Here is a 20973-nt window from a genome sequence, read left to right as displayed (position 1 = left end):
ACGACCCAACCAACGACCCCACCGCCAACCACCCGACGACTCTTTGGCTGTCGCATCAGCGCCTGGGCGACGTCGGTCGACGTCCGATGACGCCCAGGCACTTTTTCATCCAGGCCGAAGGGGGCAGGGCATCTTCAGGGATGCTATTGATTGCCGCGTAGCTGGCGCTCCAGCTGCCCCAGTCGTGGGTCGTCCGGGCGTAGTCGGCGCAGCTCGGCCAGGGCCGACAGCGCCTGGGGGATGCGCCCGCTGGTGGCGTTGACGTAGACCAGGGCGTAGAGCAGGTCGGGATCTCCGGGTGCCTGCCGGCGTCCCTGTTCGAGTGCCGCCAGGGCCTCGTCCTTGCGTCCCAGGCGGTCCAGCATCAGTCCGCGGTTGTAGTGGGTGCGGGCGTGGTCCGGGCGCCATTCGGCCGCCTTCTCGAGCCAGGACAGGGCCTCTTCCATCCCACCCTCTTCTTGCATCCCTCCATCCTCTGCCAGCGACAGTGCCAGCAGGTAGGCCAGGTGGCCTCGATCCGGTGCGGGCATGCCATCGAGGGCGATGCCGTCCTTCAGCAGTGCTCGGGCGTCCTGTTGGCGGCCTTCGGCGCTGAGCTGGGTGACCAGGTTGGCGCGGGCCGGCAGGAAGTAGGGGTCCATCGCCAGCGCCGCACGATACTGTTGCTCGGCTTCGTCCTCGCGTCCGGTACGCGCCAGCAGTACCGCCAGGTTGAGGCGGTTGCCGGGCAGGTCGGCGTTCTGCTCCAGGCGCCGCTCGTAGTCGCGACGTGCCTCGAGAAAGGCTGCACGACGCTCTTGTGGCATGACCATCAACGAGGTGCCGGCCAGCGCCTTGACCGCCTCGTCGCGTACCGCCAGGCGTTCGTCATCGATCAATGGAAGCAGCAGCTCGACCCTGGCGCCTTCGGGGGCCTGGGCGAATACTGGCGCTGCGGCGGCACGGACCAGTGGGGACTCGTCTTGCAGCGCCTGCTCAAGCGTCGGCAGGGCGTCGCCGGCAAAGGGGGTGAGCGCGTCCACCGCGGTGGCGCGCACTATGTCCGGAGTATCGTCATCCTCAATCAGCGCCTTCAGATAGTCCGGCGCTTCAGGGCGGCCCAGGCGGGCCGACTGAAGCGCCACACCGTAGTGGGAACGACTGGCGCTGCGGCTGTCGTCACCGAACCACTCACGAATCTGCGCCGCGGCGTCGGCGGGCGACAGGTCCTGGTGGCAGCCGGTGCAGGCGTCGGGGCTACCGGTGGCCTCGGCGAGATCCGGGCGGGGCACCCGGAAGCTGTGGTCGCGACGCGGGTCCACCACCATGTAGGTGGTCTCGGGCATATGGCAGCTCACGCACTGGGCGCCTTCGCTGCCGGGGGTATGGTGATGGTGCTCGGGACTGTCGTAGTTGTTGCGCTGCATGGTCGGGAAGCGCGGCGGAGGCGCCGGGTTGTGGCACTGCAGGCACAGGCCGTTGCCCTCGATCTTTACCTCGCTGGTATGCGGGTCATGACAGTCCATGCAGCTGACACCCTGCTGGTACATGCGGCTCTGGGTGAACGAGCCATAGACGTAGACCTCGCCCTGGATCTGGCCGTCGGCGTGGTACATGCCCTCGCCCAACAGGCTCGGCAGGGCGGCATCGGTCAGCGGAGCACCATGCACCGGGCCCGCGCCCAGCATCTGGCGGCGACTGTGGCAGCGAGCGCACTGCTCGACCAGCTCGGGGGCGTCCATGTCGGCGAGATCCAGGGCAAGGCCCATATCGCCGGCTGAGGCGGGAGAGGACGCGGGAGCGACTTCGTCGGCCTGCCACCGGGCCGCCCAGTCCAGGTGATCCTGGGCGGGGCCGTGGCAACTCTGGCAGCCGACACTCTGCTCGTGCCAGGTGGTGGCGAAGCTGTCGCTTTCAAGATCGTAGTGCTTCTCGAGGTTGGTCGAGTGGCAGTCGGCGCACATGGCGTTCCAGTTCTGGTAGCGCCCGCGCCAGTGCAGGGGGTCATCCGGGGTAAACGCCTGGCCCGGGTAGAGCGAGAACCAGCGCTGCCCACCTTCGTCGGCGGGGCGCGAGTCCCAGGCGATGGTCAAACTCTGCAGTCGTCCCCCTGGCTGCTCTACCAGATACTGCTGCAGCGGGCGTACGCCGAAGGTGTGGCGGATCTCGAAGGTCTCGGCGGGGTCCTGTGGGCCTTCCAGAGTCGCCAGGAAGGTATCGCCTCGGCGGTGAAAGCGTGCCTTGACCTCGCCATCCTCGAAGCTGGCGTCGTCGAAGTCGCCCAGTACATTGTCGGGGGTGGCGTCGCGCAGCGCCCAGGCGTGGTCGGAATCCTGCCATGCCTGGGTCTCGGCCTCGTGACAGGAGGCGCAGCTTCCTTCGGGGGCGTAGCCCTTGGCTTCGGTGGCCGTCGTCGGGGGCGTTCCCTGAGGCGCCTGGGCAATGCTCTCCGGTGCGGCCAGCAACCCCGCCATCAGGGCCATGGCAAGCGCTGGTGCCGATACCATCGAAAGCGCTGGTGTCAGCGTCGACGAAAGCGCAGGTGCGGGCCCTGTGGACTCGACGCTCGGAAGGAGCGTCGCAAGTCGAGCACGCAGGCATCGAAGAAAGGATAAACGGCCAGGTTCACGCATTACGTCGGGTCACTTGTGCAGTCGGGTTCAACGCCGTCAGGCGGTCGTGGGCAAGCTGTCGGTTTGCAGAGCGCGATGATGCAAGCTCTCGTGCACTTGGCAGGGCCTGTGCCAGGCGTTGCCAGAGGGATTCTTTACTGTCCATGCCATCGCCTTCGCCGCCGCCATCCCCATCGCTGCCGCCGTCGCCACCAGTATCGCGAAAACCTGCCGCTGGCTTGGCGATCTCGCGATCGGGACCGAGGCGGGCGCGACACAGGGCGTCGAGTCGGTTGGCAAAGCGGGCGCGCGCCTCGCTATTGCTGTCCAGATGGGGTTCCAGGGCCTCCCAGTGTCGGCGCACCGCGACCAGGTCGCGGGCATCGAGGGATCGCTTCAGGCGATGAAGCCCGGCCACGCCGCTGGCCTCGCGACGCTGGCGCTGTTGTTGCTGGTGATATTGCCAATCCGCACGCACCTTGGCACCGATGGCAAGGCGCCGCCACAGCCAGGCGGTGAGCGACACCAGCAGCACCAGTCCCAGCAGCCAGGGCAAGACGCCGAGAACGAGGCGCGACCAGTCCTCTGCGCTGCGAGCGGCGCGGGGTGCCGAGACGCTGACCTCGAGTGGCGCAAGCTCTGCCTGCTCCAGGCTGTCGCTCTCGGGATCGTACCAGCGCAGCGAGACTCCGGGCAGAGAACTCTTGCCACCGGTTTCTGCCACATAGGTCACGCGGTCGGTACGGGTGCCGCCATCGCTGGACTCTTCAAGGCGTGGTGTCTCGGGATAGACCCCGAGCGGGGCCATCGCTGTCTCGTCGCCTGCCTCCTTGGCCGGTGCAGACAGCAGGTCGGGCAGCAGCAGAGCGCTGCCGCCGCTCAGTCGCGCGGTGACCGTGCGGGTGACGCTGTCGCCGGCCTCGAGCTCGATGGGGCCGCTGTCACCGTCGGCACCGTCTTGCTCCGGTGACTGTCGGTCGTCGCCCGCGTTTTCGGTGTCGTCAGCATCACCATCGTCTCCTTTCTGGCCCTGCGCCTGCTCACCGTTCTTGCCATTCTCTCCGTTCTTGCCGTTCTTGCCGTTCTCTCCGTGCTTGCCCGCTCGCACGATCTCGAGCGTCTGGGTCAGCTCGATGTCGCGGGCCGACAGATAGGGCTCGAGTCCCTCGGCGGCCTCGGGCAGCTGGGCCGTCAGGGTCACCGGTGGCAGGGTGAGGCGTTGCTGGGTCGGGGAGTTGTCCTCGGGAGAGGCGTAGGTGACCTCGAGGCTGCCGCTGCCCAGTTCGAAGCGTCCGGCGGACAGTGGCGTCAGGCGATAGCGGCGCGATACACCGGACCAGGTCTTTCCATCGACGCGCTGGCTGATCGGGGTGGTGGCGCGATCGCCCAGGGTCACCCTGAGCCCCGGCTGGTCCAGGCTCGGAAAGGTGACAGGCTCAGGCATCCAGGTGGGTACCAGCACCTGGACACGCAGCTCGGCGCTGTCGCCGGGCGCCAGCTCCTGCGGCTCGAGCTCGACCGTGAGCCGGACCGGGGACGAGCTGGTATTCGCCGCTGTCGCTGCGGCCGAGCAAAGTGTCGACATCAGCGCCAGCGACGACAGCAGCAACGACAGCAGCATGAGCCCCGCCAGACTCGGCGCACTCTTGCCAGGGCGCGAGGCGCGGCTGACTCGACGTGGGTTCATGGCGCCGTCTCCCTGTCGTTGTCGCTATCACGATCACTATCGGTCCCACTCACGGAGCTAGCGGGAGCCTGCGCCTCGATGGCGAAGCGCTGGCGTAGGAAGTCGCTGGTATCGGTGTCCAGGGTCTCGATCCACTGCTCGGCGGTGATCTGCTGGCCAGGTTTCTCCACCGGCTGTTCGGTGTCCTCACCCCGGGCCTCTTCATTGTCGAATACCACGTCGTCGGCGCCGATGCCGAGCTCCTCGCCGGTATCGGACTGCTCACGGGTGTCCTCGACGTAGGCGAGTATCTCCCTGGCCAGTTCCAGATTGCGTTGACCTTCGGGATAGTCGGGGTCGCGCTCGAGCACCGTCTCGAAGGCTTCGATGGCGGGGCGGTACTGACGATTCTTGATCAGCGCCAGACCCTGGGTGAAGGCAGCATCGGCGCTGTCGAGCCGTTCGAGCACCTCGACCGCCGCCTGGTACTGGCCATCGCGGTAGAGCGCATAGCCGAGCCAGGCCGGATCCTCGAAGTGGCGGGCCGCACGGCCGTAGTCGTTGTGTTCGGCCCACCATCGGCCCTGCTGGTCCGGCGTCAGAAAGGCGTCTGCGAGGCCTTGGGTCAGCCTTCCCGCCAGGCTGGTGTCGAGGGTCTCGGTGGCCCTGGACGCCTCCTGGGCCAGGGCCGGCGTGACGGGCCCGGCCCACAGCACCGGCAGCAGCGCCAGGCCGGACAGGCCGAGCTGCCAGCCGCGGCGAAAGCCCAGTAGAGCGAGCAGTGCCGCCGGCCAGGCCAGCCATACGCCGCGATCCTCCCAGGCCAGGCGGTCGTCATCGCGTAGCGCCTGCTGGTAGGTGGCGGCCAGACGGCGGGTGATCTCGTCCACGTCGGCGTCGTCAACGCTCAGCCCCACGCGGGTCGCGCCTGCCACCGACGCCGTGCTTGTCCCGGAGCTGCGGGGAGCGTTCACGTCCAGCACCAGCAGGGTGTCATCCTCGCCGAGACCGGCCGTGACGGAACCCTGCGCGGTGACGCCGTCGCTCACCAGCAGTACCGCGCCGGGAAGCCCTGCGTTGTCGCGTCGAGCCCCGTCGAGCACGCTGGCGGCAAGCGCCAGCGCTTGCCCGGCGGCGTCGCCGTCTTCCGGCATGACGTCGCTGGAAAGCCCCTCGAGGTAGGGCGTGACCAGCGCCGGGTCGTCGGTCAGCGGCACCACCTGGTGGGCACTGCCGGCGTAGGCGATCAAGGCGGTACGGGCGCCGTCGCGACGTTCGAGCAGGGTCTGGATCTTGTGCTTGGCGCGCTCCAGGCGGCTTGGTGGCACGTCGCTCTGGTCCATGCTGGCGCTGACCTCCAGCACCACCACCAGCGGGGCGCTCTGGGCGATCAGCGGGTTGGGCATGCGCGTCCAGGCGGGACCGGCAACGCCCAGGATCAGCAGGATGGCGAGCAGCGCCAGGGTGTCCAGCGGCCGCAGTCGGCGGCGGTCGTGCCCATCGGCACGCAGGGCAGATGCCAGGTGGGGGGCAAAATGGTCACCGCCGATGTCCGCCGAGGGGGTCCGGCGGCGCCACCACCACAGCACCACCACCAGCGGCAGCAGCAGGCACCACAGTGGACGCAGCAGGTGCAGCGCGGAGAGACCGTCGAGCCATTCGCTCATGGCGTGCCCTCCTGCGTGTTGTCGCCGCGGCTGGTATCAGGGTGTTCGGCGACGTCTGTCCGGGTATCTGCCTTCCCGCCAGCGGGAGCGCCAGCCGTCCGTGAGCGGACCAACTGCCGGCGATCGAGCGCCAGGGTCAGCAGCACCAGCGCTGCCGCCAACGCTAGCGGCCAGTGACTCAGCGAGCGGTGCTCGCGATAGCTGTGGGTGGCGACCTCACGCGGTGCCAGTTCATCGATCCGCGCGTAGATGGCGGCAAGCGCCTGCTGGTCGGTGGCGGTGAAGAAGGCGCCGTCGGTGGTCTCGGCGATGGCCTCGAGGGTTTCGCTATCGACGCGGTTTTCGCCGCTGCCCTGGGGGTCACCCATGGCGATGGTGATCACCCGCACGTCGCGCTCGGCGGCGATGGAGGCGGCGTTGATGGGGCTCATGCGGCTGCCGGTGTCGGCGCCGTCGGACAGCAGGATCAACAGCCGCTGTTCCACGTCGCTTGCCTCGAACTGGCGGATGGCCAGACCCATGGCGTCACCCAGCGCGGTATGCGGGCCGGCCATGCCGACCTCGGTCTGGTCGAGCAGCGTGGTCAGCGTCTTGAGGTCCTCGGTCAGCGGCGCCTGGACGTAGGCCCGCGAGCCAAACACGATCAGCGCCAGACGCTCGCCCTCGCGATCGGCGACGAAGTCGGCGATGACCTCCTTGACCGCCGCCAGGCGCTGGCGGGGCTCACCCTCGGCATCGATCAGGTCGGACTCATCCATGCTGCCGGAGATGTCTACCGCCAGGATCAGGTCGCGGGCGGCGCTCTGCCAGACGATGGGTTCGCTGAGTTTCTCCGGACGGGCCAGGGCGAGCACGATCAGTCCCCACACCAGCGCCTGTGTCAGCCGAGCCAGCGGCGAGCGCTGGCGGCCGCGCGGAACCGAGACACCGGCGGCCTCCACCAGTCGCTGAAAGAACGGCAGGCGCAGCGCTGCCAGCCGTTGGCGGTGGGCTGGCAGCAGCCAGTAGGCCAGTAAAGGCAGCGGCAGCAGGGCCAGCGCCCAGGGCGTCGCCAGTTCGATCATGACGCCGACTCCTGGGGAATATCGCGACGGTGGTGGCGGATCCAGCGTCGGCTCAGTGCCACGAGTTCCGCCGATGGGGGATTGGTGCCGTCTGTCGTGGTGGCCCGGTAGGGCGCCGTGGACAGCTCCTGGCCCAGCGGGCCGTCGAAATGCGGGGGGCGTCTGTCGCCCAGGCTTGCATCGAGAAAGCACCACCAGCGCTGACCGGTCAGCCCGGCGACACGCTCCCGCGGGTAGGCAGAGAGGGCGGTCCGCCTGAGGATCTCCGCCAGGGCGATCGCTCCTTCGTCATCCAGGCGCTGGTCGAGCTCGATCAGGGCGGCGCGGCGATAGGCATCGGCACGCCAGCGCAGATACCGACGGATGCCCCATAGCGCCAATAGCGCCACTATCACGACGGCCAGCAGCGACCAGCCCCAGGTCTGGGGTATCCAGGGGATCGCAGGGGGAACCGGTGCCTCGGACAGCTGATCGATCAGGTCGGGCAACATCACGATATCGTCGTTGCTCGCAGCGCTACTCATCGCGGCCCCCTGTCGCCCGGTCATTGCCAGCGTCTGAACCAGCAGCACCCTCGGACGGCAGCCCAAGCAAGGTACGCAGCTGGGGCAGGGTGGGTGAGCCAGCGGACAGCGACGCCAGGCCCACGCCAAGCTGTCGTGACCAGCGCTCAAGCTGCTGGCGGCGCTCCCTGGCCACGCTTTCCAACGCCCGGCGCTGATCGGCGTCGGAGGTATCAAAGCGGGCGTGGCGCTGACCGTCGGTGGCCACGCAGGCGAGGTCGTCAGGCAAGCGCTCGGACAAGGGGTCGCTGACCGCCACCAGCATCAGGTCATTGTGGCGGCGGATGGCGCCGAGCAGCGCTTCGGTGCGCGGGCCCGGAACGTCGAAATCGCTGAGCAGGATGATCAGGTGGTCACGGCTGGCCAGGCGTGCCACCGACGTCAGTACCTGATCCAGCGAGGTCGGCGCGGGTGCCTTGTGCTGTGGATGCAAGGCCTGGTTGGCCTGGGCCAGGGCGCTCAGGTAGCGCATCAGCTGGGCCCGGGAGCGACGCGGTCGGAACTCTTCGACGGCCTCGTCGCTGACCACGATGCCGCCCACCCGGTCGCCCTGCTCCAGCACAGCGAAGCCCAGCAGCGCGGCGGCTTCGGCGGCGGTGACCGACTTCATGGCGTGGCGGCTGCCGAAGAACATCGACATGCGCTGGTCGACCACCAACAGGGCGGGGCGATCGCGCTCTTCGGTGAACACCCGTACATGGGGAGTGCCGGTGCGCGCGGTGACCCGCCAGTCGATGTTGCGCACGTCGTCCGATGGCTGATAGTCGCGTAGTTCAAGGAAGTCCAGGCCGCGCCCCCGGAGGTGCGAGCCATGGCGGCCATTGAGCACGCTGCGAGCCGGCTGGCGCGGCAGCAGTCGCAGGCGGCGGCCCTGGGGTTCCAGGGCCGTCAGCTGGGCCAGGTCCAGGTGCACGCGCGGATCCAGCGTGGTTCGCTCCGTGGAGCCGGGCACCGTCCGGGAAGCCGGGTGTCTGGCGAATGGCAGGCGCATCGATACCTCTTGTCCAGGGATCCGTCCCTTGCCGGGGCGAGGCTCACGCCGTGGCGAAGTCTGGCGGCTAGAAGGCGTGTACGGACCGGGTTTGCACGAGACCAGGCCTCAGGGGAGCGCCACGCAGCCAAGCAGGGTGGCGACCGCGTCGTCGGCGCTGAAGCCCTGGCCCTGGGCCTCGAAGCTCAGCCCGATGCGGTGGCGCAGCACCTCCGGAGCCACCTGCTGGACGTCCACCGGATCCACGTAGTCGCGGCCTTCGAGCCAGGCGTGGGCGCGGGCGCAACGGTCGAGCGCCAGCGAGGCGCGCGGGCTGGCGCCGAGTTCGATGTAGCGGGCCAGGTCGTCGCTGAAGTCCGCCGGGTGACGGGTGGCGTCCACCAGCGTGGCCATGTACTGCTCCATCGGCTCGGCCACGTGCAGGGCGGCGATCTCGCGGCGGGCGGCGAAGATCGCCTCCTGGGCCAGGGCCACGGGGACCTGAGCAGGAGCGTCGCCGGCGGCCGGGCTTGCCTCGCGATTCTTGGCCTGCTCCTCCTGACGCACCAGGCGAATCACCTGGACCTCTTCCTCGCGGCTGGGGTAGTCGACCCGCACATGCATCATGAAGCGGTCCATCTGCGCCTCGGGCAGCGGGTAGGTGCCTTCCTGCTCGATCGGGTTCTGGGTAGCCAGCACCATGAACAGCTCCGGCATCTTGTGGGTCGTGCCGCCCACCGTGACCTGGCGCTCCTCCATGGCCTCGAGCAGGGCCGACTGCACCTTGGCCGGGGCGCGGTTGATCTCGTCGGCCAGCACCAGATTGGCGAACAGCGGGCCCGGGTGAAAGCGGAATACCGCGCCTTCCTCGCCCTGATGATAGACCTCGCTGCCGGTCACGTCGGAAGGCAGCAGGTCGGGCGTGAACTGGATACGACTGAAGTCGGCCTCCAGGTGGCGTGCCATGGCCTTGACCGCGCGGGTCTTGGCCAGTCCCGGCAGGCCTTCGATCAGCAGGTTGCCGCCGGCCAGCAGGCCGATCACCAACCGCCGAATGACGTCGCGCTGGCCGATGATCGACTCGCCGATGGCGGCCTCGAGTCCCTTGATGTCGTCGTTGAGGCTCATGGTTTCTCCGGGTAAAGGCGTTGCCAGTCGCGGGCCATGTCGATCAACTGCCAGTCGCGCGCTTCAGCCTGTTCCAGGCCATCGGCCAGGCGTCCGATATGGCTGTCGCTGTCGTAGGCGACCTCGCGCTCGCCATCGGTGTGGTGAACCAGCACGCCAAGGCGCGGGCCTTCGCCCTCGGTGGTCCAGATCAGCATCGGCACGTCGCCGTCTGAGTTGCCCACGGCGAGAATCGGGCGCTGGCCCAGATGGCGGTTGATCGATATCACCTTGCCGGGGCCGTCATCGAGCCAGATGTCGCCGCCGCGCTTGTAGAGCTGCGGATCGTCCTCGAGATCGACCAGTTCCATCTCGCCGGTACTGCCGATGATGTTCTGGGGCGGCACGCCATAGACGTCGCTGGCGAAGACGCGCATGAACTCGAGCCCGCCACCGGAGACGATATAGGTCGAGAAGCCATGGTCGCGCAGATAGCCGAGCAGTTCGAGCATCGGCTGGTAGACCATGTCGGTGTAGAAGCGGCCGGTCGCGGGGTGGGTGGCGTTGGCCAGCCAGTCGCTCACGTCCTGCTGGAAGTCACTCAGCGACAGGTCCTGGTGGGACAGCGACAGCAGCGCCTGGATGCCTTCCTCGCCGGCCTCCAGCAGGGTGTCGATGTCACCTTCGGCGGCGGCCTTCTTGAGCGGCGTGTCGAGCGCCTCGGGGTCGGCCTCGCTGGCGCGGTCCAGGGCGTAGAGCAACTGGGTGTAGGCGGGCTGTTCACTCCACAGAGTGCCATCGTTGTCGAACACCGCGATGCGTCGCTCCTGTGGCACGAAGTCTTCGCTGTCCGGATCGCTGGTGGTCTCGACAAAGTCGACGATGGTGCTCTTGCTGTGACCGGCATTCCAGGAAGGCAGCGGGTCGGCCAGTGCCATCGCAGGAAGCAGAGACAACAGTACCGCGGGCAGCAGCGTTGCCAGTGACTGTCGTTGAAGGATGCTCGGATTAGGGGGATTCATGCACTCGGTTCCTTGAGAGAATGGAAGGGGCTCTTCGACCCGTCTTTTTTCACCGACGAGCCGCCCCCGGGGGAGCGGCTCGTGGCGTTCAAGCCGGCGTCAGTGAACGCTGGCGGGTTGTTCCAGGGCTTCCATTACCTGATCCAGACTGAAACTTGCTGCCTTCATGCGTGGCGGAAACTCCTTGAAGGTCTCCAGGAAGTTTGCCACATAGGACTGGGCGGGCAGGGCCAGGAAGGAGTGATCCAGCAACCAGTCATAGTAGGTGTTGGAGGTCAGCTGAGCACGCTCGTAGGGATCGCGGCGAAGGTTGAACATCAAGGGGACACGCAGCGGGGTGAAGGGGTTCGCCCACACTTCGAAGGTACCCTCGATGCGCTGCTCCATGAACACCAGCTTCCAGTCATCGTAGCGCAGCGCGGTCAGGTCACCGTCATCGGAGAAGTAGAACACCTCATGACGGGGGCCTTCCTCACTTTCCCCGGTGAGCAGAGGCAGGAAGTTGTAGCCGTCCAGATGTACGTTGTACTCGCGACCGATGGCCTGAACGCCACCCTCCAGCAGGTCCTGCTTGATGGAATCGTTGCCGACGGCGGCCATGAAGGTCGGCATCCAGTCCATGTGGTGCATGACCTCGTTGGAGATGGAGCCTTCCTCGATCTGACCTGGCCAGCGGACCATGGCGGGTACCCGCCAGCCGCCTTCCCAGTTGGTGTTCTTTTCACCGCGGAATGGCGTCATGCCAGCGTCGGGCCAGGTGTTCATATGCGGCCCGTTGTCGGTGGAGTAGAACACGATGGTGTTGTCGGCGATGCCCAGCTCGTCAAGCTTGTCGAGGAACTGGCCCACGTGCATGTCGTGCTCGACCATACCGTCGGCGTATTCGTTCTGACCGGAGATACCGCGCAGCTCATCCTTGACGTGGGTACGGAAGTGCATGCGGGTGGCGTTCCACCAGACAAACCAGGGGGTGCCCTCGGCGGTCTTGCGCTCGATGAAATCCAGCGCCGCGGCGGAGGATTCCTCGTCGATGGTCTCCATTCGCTGGCTTGTCAGCGGTCCGGTGTCCTCGATCTGCCCGTCGGCGCTGGACTTGATCACCCCACGGGGTCCGAAGGCCTCGCGGAAGGTGCGGCCGTCCGGCATTTCCATATCGGCGGGGTAGTCCGGGTGCTCGGGTTCTTCCTCGGCGTTGAGGTGATAGAGGTTGCCGAAGAATTCATCGAATCCGTGATTGGTCGGCAGGTGTTCGTCCCGATCGCCCAGGTGGTTCTTGCCGAACTGGCCGGTGGCGTAGCCTTCGGCCTTGAGCAGGGCGGCGATGGTCGGGTCCTTCTCGCTGATGCCCTGAGCGGCGCCCGGCAGGCCGACCTTGGATAGCCCTGTGCGAAACACGCTCTGGCCGGTGATGAAGGACGAGCGGCCGGCGGTGCAGGACTGTTCACCATAGTAGTCGGTGAACATCATGCCTTCGTCGGCGATGCGGTCGATATTGGGGGTCTGGTAGCCCACCAGACCGTGGGTGAAGGCCGAAATGTTGGACTGCCCGATATCGTCGCCCCACAGCACCAGGATGTTGGGTTTGGACGAGTTTCCATTGTCCTGCTGCTGGGAGTCATTCTCCTGGGCAAGCACCGACGTGGACATCGTCATGATAAGGCTGGCCGCTAGATAACCGCTCCAGCGTTGCGCTCTGTTGCGATAAGGACTGAATGCGAACACCGTCTGTCTCCCTGACCCGGTCACGTACCACGATGACCAGTGATTTGACGCGATGAGAGGCTCCGAGGGAGCCCGATCGCTCGAGTATAGGAGGAGTTGTTGACGATTCAGTGCAACAGAAGAGGTAAGGAGGGGGAGGATAATCAGGGTAAGGAGAGAAAGCGTTTCATCGCGGCGAGAAAGACCGATGTTGGCGGACGTTTCGCGACAAATACAAGGAGTTGCTGGATTGTCGTATTTTTGTAAAAAAGTGTTTTGATGACGCGGTCGACGTCGGTACAGAAATTGGAAGGGCGTCGAACGAAAGGTCAGATAGAAAGGCTAGACAGAAAAGCCAGACAGAAAGGCCAGAAAGAAAAGACAGACAAGATACAAGAAAGACAATCGATGGCGCGCCCGGGAGGATTCGAACCTCCGACCACCTGATTCGTAGTCAGGTACTCTATCCAGCTGAGCTACGGGCGCGCAGATGCCGCAGGGGATGCGGCGTCGAGAGGCTGCGCATGGTAGAGCAAAGAATGTGATTTCGCAAGGTGTCTTCGGGAGGCAGTACCAGGCCCGGCCTGCGGGACTGGCCGCCGAATCAAGTGGCGGAGCTGCTTGATCAGGAACCAATCAACCGATCCGCCAACTTGCCGATATCGTCGACACTGTAGTCCGGTACCGGGACGCCATCCGCCGGCAGCATGGCGTTGTAGGGCCGGAGCACCAGTGCACCCTGCCAGCCGGCGGCCTGGGCGCCGATGGTATCCCACAGGTGGCAGGCAATCAGGCACAGTCTAGATGGCGGTGTCTGCATGGCCTCGGCGACCTGGGCGTAGGTGTCCGGCGCGGGCTTGAACTTTTTGACCTGGTCGACGCTGAATGAGCGTTCGAAATACTCGGCCAGTCCTGCCTTTTCCAGCGGCGTGGGGCCAGCGCCCGGAGCCGAGTTGGTCAGGGTGACCAGGCGAAAGCCGGCCTGACGAAGCCGCTCGAGTGCCGGGGCCACGTCGGGGTGCGCCGGCATGGAGCCGATGCGCTCACCCAGTTCGTCGAGATCGTTCTGCTCGAGGGTGACCCCGTGAATCTCGGCGGTCATGCGCAGGGCGCCTGCGCCGAGCTGACCGAAGGGCGTATAGAGTCCCGACAGGGTCATCGACTGGGAGTAGAGGATCAGTTGGGCGAACCATTCGCGCAGCATCGCCGGGTCGCCGAACAGCCGATCGAACAGCGGCTCAAGGTGGGTCAGGTCGAGCAACGTCTCGTTGACGTCGAAGACCAGCACGTCGGGGCGTTCTGGGGCAGTCATGGCGTCTCCTTGATCGAGTCCGTCGCGATCGACGGGGCCTTCGGTGGCCTCGGCCAGTCACCACGACCAGTCACCTCGACAGGACGCCACAGAGGCGTCCTGTCGATAGGGTGGTCGTTACTCGGCCTTCTTCCAGTCGAACTTGGCGAAGGGTTCGTCCACCGGGGTGTTGGCCAGGTGATTGGTGTAGTTGCTCATGACCTTCTGGGACAGGGCCAGGATCACTTCGAGCACCTGGCGCTTAGTGTAGCCGGCGTCGAGGAAGGCCTGCACGGCGTCGTCATCGACGTTGCCACGTTCGCGTACGACCGACAGGGTGAAGGTACGCAGCGCTTCGAGGCGCTCGTTGGGCAGCGGGTCTTCGTTGCGCAGGGCGTCGGAGACGGCGTCATCCACTTCCATCTGCTTGGCGATGGCGGTGTGGGCCGGCACGCAGTAGTGGCAGTTGTGCTCGACGTTGATGGTCTGCCACACCACGGTGGTTTCCTCGGCATCGAAGGAGGAATCCAGGAATAGCTGGTGCAGGCGCTGGTAGCCTTCCAGCAGGCCCGGTGCCTCGGCCATGACCGCGTGCAGGTTGGGGATCATGCCAAAGGCGTTGACCGAGTTGTCGAGCAGTGCCTGGCTCTCTTCGGGGGCGCTTTGCTTGTCGTGGAGGCTAAAGTCGGTCATCGGGTTCTCCTGTGTGATGGCGCCTGTGGCAAGGCCGCAGACCGTTGCAGACCGGGGCGTTGCACGCGCCATTGATTCCGAATTTTTTGAGCGATTGCTCAAAATTGGCCGCCAGCAGGCCCTGCTGAAAGCCGTTCGGGCATACTCTAGCTATACCTGAGCGATCACTCAAGTTAAAATTTGAGCAGTTGCTCAATTTTCTGAAGGCCGTACCGGCCACGACACCGGACCCATCCATGCCGCGCGCGACACTACATAACCGTCAGGATTCGCTGGAACGTGCCCTGCACCTGTTCTGGCAGAAGGGGTTCCACGCCACCTCGCTCAAGGACCTGGAACGCACCCTCGATATGCGGCCGGGCAGCATCTATGCCGCCTTCGGCAGCAAGGATGCGTTGTTTCAGGAGGCGCTGGAACGCTATGCCCGGCTCGGACTGGTCGAGCTCGAGCGTACCCTGGCCGAGTACGACTCGCCCTTGTCGGGGCTGGCCGCCTACCTGCGCAAGCTGGGCTGTCTGCGGGACCAGGAGCTTCCCAGCCGGGCCTGCATGCTGGTGAAGAGCCTGCTGGAGCTGGGCGAGCGAGAGCAGGCGGCGCTGGGCAAGGCCGAGGCCCTGCTCGAGGCCATGGAAGCCTGCTTCGTCGAGCAGTTTCGCGCCGCCAAGGACGCCGGCGAGCTTGAACCGAGCGCCGACCCGGTGCGCCTGGGACGGCGGCTACAGGCCGAGGTGATGGGCCTTCGCGCCTACGCCCAGCGCGAGGTCGATAGCCAGGCGGTGCACGCCCTGGCGGACGATATGGCCCGGTCGATCGAAGCGCTGCGGCTTCCCTGAACGCGGCGCGCCTGTTCTGATGCACGTCCGCCAATGGTGGGCCGCCTGCCGAGTCCGACGCAGGTAACGCCAGACTCGGCAGCGGGCAGGGCGTCAGGAGGCGGAAGGTGATGTCGCCTCGGCTGTCGCGGTATCGCTATCGGTATCGCTATCGCTATCGCCTGAGCGTGGCCGGCGACGTTCCACCAGGCGACGCACGCCCACATAGAACAGCGGGGTCAGCAAGAGCCCGAACAGGGTCACCCCGATCATCCCGTAGAACACCGCCACGCCCATCGCCTGACGCATCTCGCTGCCCGCACCGGAGGCCAGCATCAGCGGGATGACGCCTGCGGTGAAGGCCACCGAGGTCATCAGGATCGGCCGCAGGCGCAGGCGGCAGGCGGTCAGCACGGCGTCCAGTCGCGACTGTCCCTGGCTCTGCTGCTCGCGGGCGAACTCCACCAGCAGGATGGCGTTCTTGCAGGCCAGCGCCACCAGCACGATCAAGCCGATGCGGGTGAAGATGTTGTTGTCACCGCCGGTCAGCCACACACCGGCCATGGCCGACAGCAGCGTCATCGGCACGATCAGGATGATCGAGAACGGTAGCGACCAGCTCTCGTACTGGGCCGCCAGCACCAGGAACACCAGCAGCACCACCAGCGGGAAGACGTAGATCATGGTGTTGCCCGCCAGCACCTGCTGGTAGGTGACCTCGGTCCACTCGTAGGCCACGCCGGCCGGCAGGGTGGTGGCCAGCACCTCCTCGATCGCCTGCTTGGCCTGGTCACTGGACATGCCCGGCGCCGGCGAGCCGTTGATGTCGGCGCTGACGAAGGTGTTGTAGTGCATGACCCGGTCCGGCCCGGTGGTCGGGCTGATCTCGACGAAGCTGCCCAGCGGGATCATCCGGCCGTCGTTGCTGCGCACCTTGAGCTGGCGGATGGCCTCGGCGTCCAGGCGGTATTCGGCGTCGGCCTGGGCGCGTACCTGATAGGTCCGGCCGAAGCGGTTGATGTCGTTGACGTAGAGCGACCCCAGGTAGATCTGCAGGGTGTCGAACACCGCGTCCAGCGAGACATTCATCACCAGCGCCTGCTCGCGGTCCACCTCCACGTCGTACTGCGGCACCTGGATGCGATAGCTCGAGTAGACACCGGCCAGCCGCGGGTCCTGGTTGGCGGCGCCGACCACCGCCTGGGTCGCCTCGAACAGCCCGTCGAAGCCGACGTTGCCGCGGTCCTGCAGCTGCAGCTTGAAGCCCCCGGTGGTGCCGAGGCCAAGGATCGGCGGAGGCGGGAACACCGCCACGTAGGCCTCGTCGATCTGGGCGAACTGGGCATTGAGGCGGGCGGCGATGGCGCCGGCCGAAAGCTCCGGCGACTGGCGCTCGTCGAAGGGCGCAAGCGGGGTGAAGACGATGCCCGAGTTGGAGGCATTGACGAAGCCATTCACCGAAAGACCGGGGAAGGCAACGGTGTTGGCCACGCCCGGCGTTGCCAGGGCGATCTCCTGCATCTCGGCGAGCACCTCGCTGGTGCGCTCGAGGCTCGCGGCGTCGGGCAACTGGGCCATGGCCACCAGGTATTGCTTGTCCTGGGACGGAATGAAGCCGCCGGGGACCTCCTGAAACAGCTTGCCGGTGAGTCCCAGCAACGCCAGGTAGCCGAGACCGACGATCAGCCCGAAGCGCAGCAGGCGACGAATCAGCCCGGTGTAGCCCCGCGACATGGCAGCGAAGGCGCGGTTGAAGGGGGCGAACAGCCAGCGGCCGAACAGGGCGTCGATCAGCCGGGTCAGCCAGTCGGGCTTCGCCCCGTGGGGCTTGAGCAACAGCGCCGACAGCGCCGGTGACAGGGTCAGCGAGTTGAACGCCGAGATCAGCGTCGAGATGGTGATGGTCAGCGCGAACTGCTGGTAGAACTGGCCGGTCAGGCCGCTGATGAAGGCGGTCGGCACGAATACCGCGGTCAGCACCAGGGCGATGGCGATGATCGGCCCGGTGACCTCGCTCATGGCGATGCGGGTGGCTTCATAAGGCGAGTGGCCGAGTTCGATATTGCGCTCGACGTTCTCCACCACCACGATGGCGTCGTCCACCACGATGCCGATGGCCAGCACCAGGCCGAACAGCGACAGCGTATTGATCGACACACCGATCAGCTGCATCACCGCGAAGGTGCCGATCAGCGAGACCGGCACCGCGATCAGCGGAATCAGCGAGGCCCGCCAGGTCTGCAGGAACAGCACCACCACGACCACCACCAGCAGCACCGCCTCCAGCAGCGTATGCACCACCGCCTCGATGGAGCCGCGCACGAACACGGTGGGGTCATAGACGATGTCGTAGTCGACGCCGTCGGGGAAGGTCTCGGCGGCCTCGGCCATATAGCCGCGCACGCCGTCGGACAGGGCGATGGCGTTGGAGCCCGGACGCTGGAACACCGGCAAGGCCACCGCGTCCTTGCCGTCGAGCTGGGCGCGCAGGGCGTACTGGTCGGCGCCGAGCTCCACCCGGGCGACGTCGCCCAGGCGGGTGATGCGGCCGTCGTCGTCCACCCGGATCACGATCTCGCGAAATTCTTCCGGCGAGGACAACCGGCCCTTGACGTTGAGCAGGCGCTGGAACTGGCTCTCGCGCGGGGCCGGCTGGGCGCCCAGGCTGCCGGCGGCGACCTGCTGGTTCTGCTCACGCAGCGCCGCCACCACGTCGCTGGCGCCGAGGCCCCGGGAGGCGATGGCGTCCGGGTCGAGCCACACCCGCATGGCGTACTCGCCGGCCCCGAACAGGCCGACGTCACCCACACCCTCGAGGCGCGCGATGTCGTCCTGCAGGTTCAGCCGCGCGAAGTTCGACAGCCATAGCTGGTCGTAGCGCCCATCCGGTGAGGTCAGGTGGACCACCATGGTCAGGTTGGGCGACGACTTCTCGGTGGTCACCCCCAGCGCCTGGACCTCCTGGGGCAGGCGAGGCGTGGCGCGGGCCACCCGGTTCTGGACGTTGACCTGGGCCTGGTCCAGGTCGGTGCCGAGGGCGAAGGTCACGGTCAGCGTCAGGTTGCCATCGGCGGTGGACTGGGAGTCCATGTACAGCATGCCCTCGACCCCGGTGATCTCCTGCTCCAGCGGTGTCGCCACGGTCTTGGCGATGACCTCCGGATTGGCGCCGGGGTAGTTGGCCTTGACCACCACGGTGGGTGGCACCACCTCGGGGTATTCAGAGACCGGCAGCTTGAACAGCGCCAGGCTTCCGGCCACCACGATCAGGATCGACAGCACCGCAGCGAACACCGGGCGTCGGATAAAGAAGTTCGACAGGTTCATGTGCGCGCAGGCTCCTGGTCGAGGTGCTTGGCGTCGAGGCGTTCGGCCAGGCGACGGGTACGCTCTCGCAGTTGCTCCAGCGGGGCGCGGTCGGGGCCGTCGACCAGCGCAGGAGAGATCGCCATGCCGGGGCCGAACTTCGAAGGACCGGCGGCGACCACGGACTCACCGCCCTCGAGCCCTTCGCTGATCTCGCGCCAGGCTCCGAAGCGGGCGCCGGTGGTGACCTTGCGGTAGGCGAGTTTGCCCTGTTCGTCGGCGACCAGTACAAAGTTGGCGTCGAGGTCGGTGCCAATGGCGCGGTCGGGCACCAGCACCCCATCGCGATGGCGGGCGGCAGCGATCCGCACCCGGGCGAAGGCGCCGGGGCGCAGCGAGGGATGCCCGGCGTCGAAGCGAGCGCGCACCCTCAGGGTGCCGGTGGCCTCATCGACCCGGTTGTCGATAAAGTCGAGCTCGCCCTGGTAGGCGAAGTCGTCCTGGCCGGCGAGCTGCAGTTCTACCGGCCAGCCCTGATCGGCGGTAATCTCGGCAAAGTCGCGGTTCCAGCTGCGCTCGTCGATATCGAAGTAGGCGTCGACCTGGTCGGTGCTGACGATGGTGGTCAACACGCTCTGGCCGGCGCTGACCACGTTGCCCACCGTCAGGTCGGCGCGGGAGACGCGACCGCTGATCGGTGCGCTGACCTCGGCGTGTGCCAGATCGAGACGAGCACTGTCGAGCTGTGCCTGCAGCGAGGCGACCTCGGCATTCTGGGCCTGGGCACTGGCGCGCCGGGCCTCGGCTTCCTCTCGGGCCATCAGGTTGCGCCCGACCAGCTGATTGGCACGGTTGGCCTCACCGTTGGCGCGGGCCAGTTCGGCCCGGCCCCTGGCAAGTCCCGCCTCCAGCTCACGCACCCGCGCCTCGAAGGGCGCCAGGTCCAGGCGAACCAGCGGTTGGCCCTGTTCGACCAGGGAGCCTTCCTCGAACAGGATCTCGGCGACCTGACCGGTGACCCGGGGGCGCAGGGTGACACGCTCGGGAGCCTCGAGGCGGGTGGTGTAGCGATACCAGTTCGAGACCGGCTGACGCACCGCCTGGACCACCTCGACCCGAGGCGCGGGCGCAGAGCCCGCGCCATCGGCAGCGTCCCCCTGTCCTCCCCGACCTTCGCCGGGTTGGCAGGCTGCCAGCAACAGCGCCAGGGCGGCGAGCCCCAGGCCACGGGCCAGGCGACGTATTGCACGAGGTGTCTTACGCGGTGCTGTACGACTCGCCTTGCGATGTCCAGTGCGGCCAGCGCTATCGGCACCCCCTCGAGCAGGCTGGTCGTCAGACTGCGGTGGCGATACGGCAAGCGCAGGGGAGGGGGCAGGCGACACCACCTGGGGGTCGCACGGGGGGCGTTGGTCGGACATCTGGCGACTCCTGAGCAAAAGGTTCGCCAGTGTAATCCTCGATCGAGACTTGTATTAGACCGGTTGGTCGCACATTATTGATGCCAAATATGCACGCATCTGTGCGCTTGTACCTTCTGTGGAGACCTTCATGGACCAACCGAGTCGTCTGCTGCTGCTGGTCGATGTGGCCGAGCTTGGCAGCTTTTCCGAGGCCGCCAAGCGCCGCGAATTGGATCGCTCGGTGGTGTCCAAGCATATCGCGCGCCTCGAGCAGGAGCTGGGGGTGCGCCTGCTCAATCGCTCGACGCGCTCGCTGTCGCTGACCCAGGCGGGGCAGGCCATGGTGCAGCAGGGGCGTGAGCTGCGTGACTGGATGTACCACACCCAGGCGCTGGCGGAGAACCTGCAGCAGCTGCCGAGCGGACGGCTCAAGGTGAGCGCCCCGGGCATCCTCGGCCGCTGCCTGGGCTTCGAGGCCATGAGACGCTTTCGCCAGCACTATCCCGATGTGCAGGTGGACCTGCAGCTCGAAGAGCGTCGGGTCGACGTGATCGGTGAAGGCTACGACCTGGTGCTGCGGGTCGGCGACCTGAAGGACTCCAATCTGGTGGCCTCGCCACTGGCGCCCAATCATCTGTTGATCGGCGCCAGTCCCGCCTTTATCGAGCGTCATGGCGAGCCACGAGACCTCGCCACCCTGGCCCGGCTGCCGGCGTTGACCTTCAGCTCACAGCAGTTCCAGCTCGACTATCTGCCTTACCTCGATGACCAGGGGCGGGAGCAGAAGCTGCCGCTCAATAGCCAGGTGCGCACCAGCGAGGCCGAGGTGATCAAGCGCGGGGTGATGGAAGGCATGGGCATCGGGGTACTGCCGGCCTTCGCCATGTACAACGAAGTCAGCGACGGACGCATCGTGCCGCTGATGACCGACCTGGCACTGCCGGAGTTCGGCGTCATCACGCTGCTCTATCCCCACCGCGAGATGCCGCTGCGTACCCGGCGCTTTATCGAGATTCTGCGCGAGATGGTCGGCTCGCCACCCCAGTGGGAGGCACGCATCCCCGGCTTTGCCGAAATGTACGGCAAGGGCGCTGGTGGGATGGGCCTGGCGTCCTGA

The 20973-nt window shown here is 66.6% G+C and carries 15 protein-coding genes and 1 tRNA gene; 2 read left to right on the top strand and 14 right to left on the bottom strand.

Annotation, left to right across the window (positions count from 1 at the left end; translation table 11 throughout):
• Positions 1–143: 143 nt before the first annotated feature.
• The 12 genes from KUW00_RS02120 to KUW00_RS02065 all read right to left on the bottom strand — a co-directional run bounded on the left by KUW00_RS02120 (position 144) and on the right by KUW00_RS02065 (position 14335).
• The gene (locus tag KUW00_RS02120; protein WP_197037051.1) at positions 144–2486 is read right to left on the bottom strand and encodes a tetratricopeptide repeat protein; all 2343 of its coding nucleotides are present in this window, start codon (positions 2484–2486) and stop codon (positions 144–146) included.
• Between the two features lie 118 nt (positions 2487–2604).
• On the bottom strand, positions 2605–4278 hold the full coding sequence (locus tag KUW00_RS02115) for a hypothetical protein (RefSeq protein ID WP_222568146.1): 1674 nt from the start codon (positions 4276–4278) through the stop codon (positions 2605–2607).
• On the bottom strand, positions 4275–5924 hold the full coding sequence (locus KUW00_RS02110) for a VWA domain-containing protein (RefSeq protein WP_222568145.1): 1650 nt from the start codon (positions 5922–5924) through the stop codon (positions 4275–4277). The genes KUW00_RS02115 and KUW00_RS02110 overlap by 4 nt, the downstream gene beginning before the upstream one ends.
• Positions 5921–6988 carry a VWA domain-containing protein gene (locus KUW00_RS02105; protein ID WP_222568144.1) on the bottom strand — a complete coding sequence of 356 codons (1068 nt, stop codon included), beginning with the start codon at positions 6986–6988 and terminating at the stop codon, positions 5921–5923. The genes KUW00_RS02110 and KUW00_RS02105 overlap by 4 nt, the downstream gene beginning before the upstream one ends.
• Positions 6985–7512, bottom strand: coding sequence for a DUF4381 domain-containing protein (locus KUW00_RS02100; protein ID WP_222568143.1), 528 nt, complete (start codon positions 7510–7512; stop codon positions 6985–6987). Before KUW00_RS02100 ends, KUW00_RS02105 begins: the two co-directional genes overlap by 4 nt.
• The gene (locus KUW00_RS02095; protein WP_222568142.1) at positions 7505–8542 is read right to left on the bottom strand and encodes a DUF58 domain-containing protein; all 1038 of its coding nucleotides are present in this window, start codon (positions 8540–8542) and stop codon (positions 7505–7507) included. Before KUW00_RS02095 ends, KUW00_RS02100 begins: the two co-directional genes overlap by 8 nt.
• A gap of 108 nt (positions 8543–8650) precedes the next feature.
• The gene (locus KUW00_RS02090) at positions 8651–9649 is read right to left on the bottom strand and encodes an AAA family ATPase (protein ID WP_213227631.1); all 999 of its coding nucleotides are present in this window, start codon (positions 9647–9649) and stop codon (positions 8651–8653) included.
• On the bottom strand, positions 9646–10650 hold the full coding sequence (locus KUW00_RS02085; RefSeq protein ID WP_108131419.1) for an HAD family hydrolase: 1005 nt from the start codon (positions 10648–10650) through the stop codon (positions 9646–9648). The genes KUW00_RS02090 and KUW00_RS02085 overlap by 4 nt, the downstream gene beginning before the upstream one ends.
• Before the next feature lie 99 nt (positions 10651–10749).
• The gene (locus tag KUW00_RS02080) at positions 10750–12303 is read right to left on the bottom strand and encodes an arylsulfatase (RefSeq protein WP_108131420.1); all 1554 of its coding nucleotides are present in this window, start codon (positions 12301–12303) and stop codon (positions 10750–10752) included.
• Between the two features lie 457 nt (positions 12304–12760).
• A tRNA-Arg gene (locus tag KUW00_RS02075) sits at positions 12761–12837 on the bottom strand.
• Between the two features lie 139 nt (positions 12838–12976).
• A complete protein-coding gene (locus KUW00_RS02070) occupies positions 12977–13663 on the bottom strand; it encodes a haloacid dehalogenase type II (RefSeq protein WP_045994170.1) in 687 nt (228 codons plus the stop codon).
• 117 nt (positions 13664–13780) lie between these two features.
• Complete coding sequence (locus KUW00_RS02065; protein WP_108131421.1) at positions 13781–14335, bottom strand: carboxymuconolactone decarboxylase family protein; 555 nt, start codon at positions 14333–14335, stop codon at positions 13781–13783.
• Between the two features lie 236 nt (positions 14336–14571).
• Between KUW00_RS02065 and KUW00_RS02060 the strand changes: the two genes are divergently transcribed.
• Positions 14572–15168, top strand: a complete 597-nt coding sequence (locus KUW00_RS02060) for a TetR/AcrR family transcriptional regulator (protein WP_213227637.1) — start codon at positions 14572–14574, stop codon at positions 15166–15168.
• Between the two features lie 93 nt (positions 15169–15261).
• On the opposite strand, the gene KUW00_RS02055 is transcribed toward KUW00_RS02060, so the two are convergent.
• Both KUW00_RS02055 and KUW00_RS02050 read right to left on the bottom strand, forming a co-directional pair.
• The gene (locus tag KUW00_RS02055; RefSeq protein WP_222568141.1) at positions 15262–18474 is read right to left on the bottom strand and encodes an efflux RND transporter permease subunit; all 3213 of its coding nucleotides are present in this window, start codon (positions 18472–18474) and stop codon (positions 15262–15264) included.
• Positions 18471–19874, bottom strand: a complete 1404-nt coding sequence (locus tag KUW00_RS02050; RefSeq protein ID WP_222568140.1) for an efflux RND transporter periplasmic adaptor subunit — start codon at positions 19872–19874, stop codon at positions 18471–18473. Before KUW00_RS02050 ends, KUW00_RS02055 begins: the two co-directional genes overlap by 4 nt.
• 130 nt (positions 19875–20004) lie before the next feature.
• Here KUW00_RS02050 and KUW00_RS02045 point away from each other — a divergent pair, with 130 nt between their 5' ends.
• Positions 20005–20973: a LysR family transcriptional regulator gene (locus KUW00_RS02045; RefSeq protein ID WP_124802640.1), complete on the top strand. Its 969-nt coding sequence runs from the start codon at positions 20005–20007 to the stop codon at positions 20971–20973.

Origin of the sequence: Halomonas sp. DP5N14-9 (assembly GCF_019802175.1) — a bacterium.
Classification (GTDB): domain Bacteria; phylum Pseudomonadota; class Gammaproteobacteria; order Pseudomonadales; family Halomonadaceae; genus Halomonas; species Halomonas litopenaei.
The sequence above is the reverse complement of the archived record's forward strand: the minus strand, read 5'-3'. Positions and strand labels throughout refer to the sequence as shown.

Excerpts from the sequence above, each read along its gene's own strand:
- KUW00_RS02090 (WP_213227631.1), bottom strand. The coding sequence starts at position 9,649 with ATGAGCCTCAACGACGACATCAAGGGACTCGAGGCCGCCATCGGCGAG.
- KUW00_RS02120 (WP_197037051.1), bottom strand. The coding sequence starts at position 2,486 with ATGGTATCGGCACCAGCGCTTGCCATGGCCCTGATGGCGGGGTTGCTG.
- KUW00_RS02080 (WP_108131420.1), bottom strand. The coding sequence starts at position 12,303 with ATGACGATGTCCACGTCGGTGCTTGCCCAGGAGAATGACTCCCAGCAG.
- KUW00_RS02105 (WP_222568144.1), bottom strand. The coding sequence starts at position 6,988 with ATGATCGAACTGGCGACGCCCTGGGCGCTGGCCCTGCTGCCGCTGCCT.
- KUW00_RS02110 (WP_222568145.1), bottom strand. The coding sequence starts at position 5,924 with ATGAGCGAATGGCTCGACGGTCTCTCCGCGCTGCACCTGCTGCGTCCA.
- KUW00_RS02045 (WP_124802640.1), top strand. The coding sequence starts at position 20,005 with ATGGACCAACCGAGTCGTCTGCTGCTGCTGGTCGATGTGGCCGAGCTT.
- KUW00_RS02100 (WP_222568143.1), bottom strand. The coding sequence starts at position 7,512 with ATGAGTAGCGCTGCGAGCAACGACGATATCGTGATGTTGCCCGACCTG.
- KUW00_RS02055 (WP_222568141.1), bottom strand. The coding sequence starts at position 18,474 with ATGAACCTGTCGAACTTCTTTATCCGACGCCCGGTGTTCGCTGCGGTG.
- KUW00_RS02050 (WP_222568140.1), bottom strand. The coding sequence starts at position 19,874 with ATGTCCGACCAACGCCCCCCGTGCGACCCCCAGGTGGTGTCGCCTGCC.
- KUW00_RS02115 (WP_222568146.1), bottom strand. The coding sequence starts at position 4,278 with ATGAACCCACGTCGAGTCAGCCGCGCCTCGCGCCCTGGCAAGAGTGCG.
- KUW00_RS02095 (WP_222568142.1), bottom strand. The coding sequence starts at position 8,542 with ATGCGCCTGCCATTCGCCAGACACCCGGCTTCCCGGACGGTGCCCGGC.
- KUW00_RS02065 (WP_108131421.1), bottom strand. The coding sequence starts at position 14,335 with ATGACCGACTTTAGCCTCCACGACAAGCAAAGCGCCCCCGAAGAGAGC.
- KUW00_RS02085 (WP_108131419.1), bottom strand. The coding sequence starts at position 10,650 with ATGAATCCCCCTAATCCGAGCATCCTTCAACGACAGTCACTGGCAACG.
- KUW00_RS02070 (WP_045994170.1), bottom strand. The coding sequence starts at position 13,663 with ATGACTGCCCCAGAACGCCCCGACGTGCTGGTCTTCGACGTCAACGAG.
- KUW00_RS02060 (WP_213227637.1), top strand. The coding sequence starts at position 14,572 with ATGCCGCGCGCGACACTACATAACCGTCAGGATTCGCTGGAACGTGCC.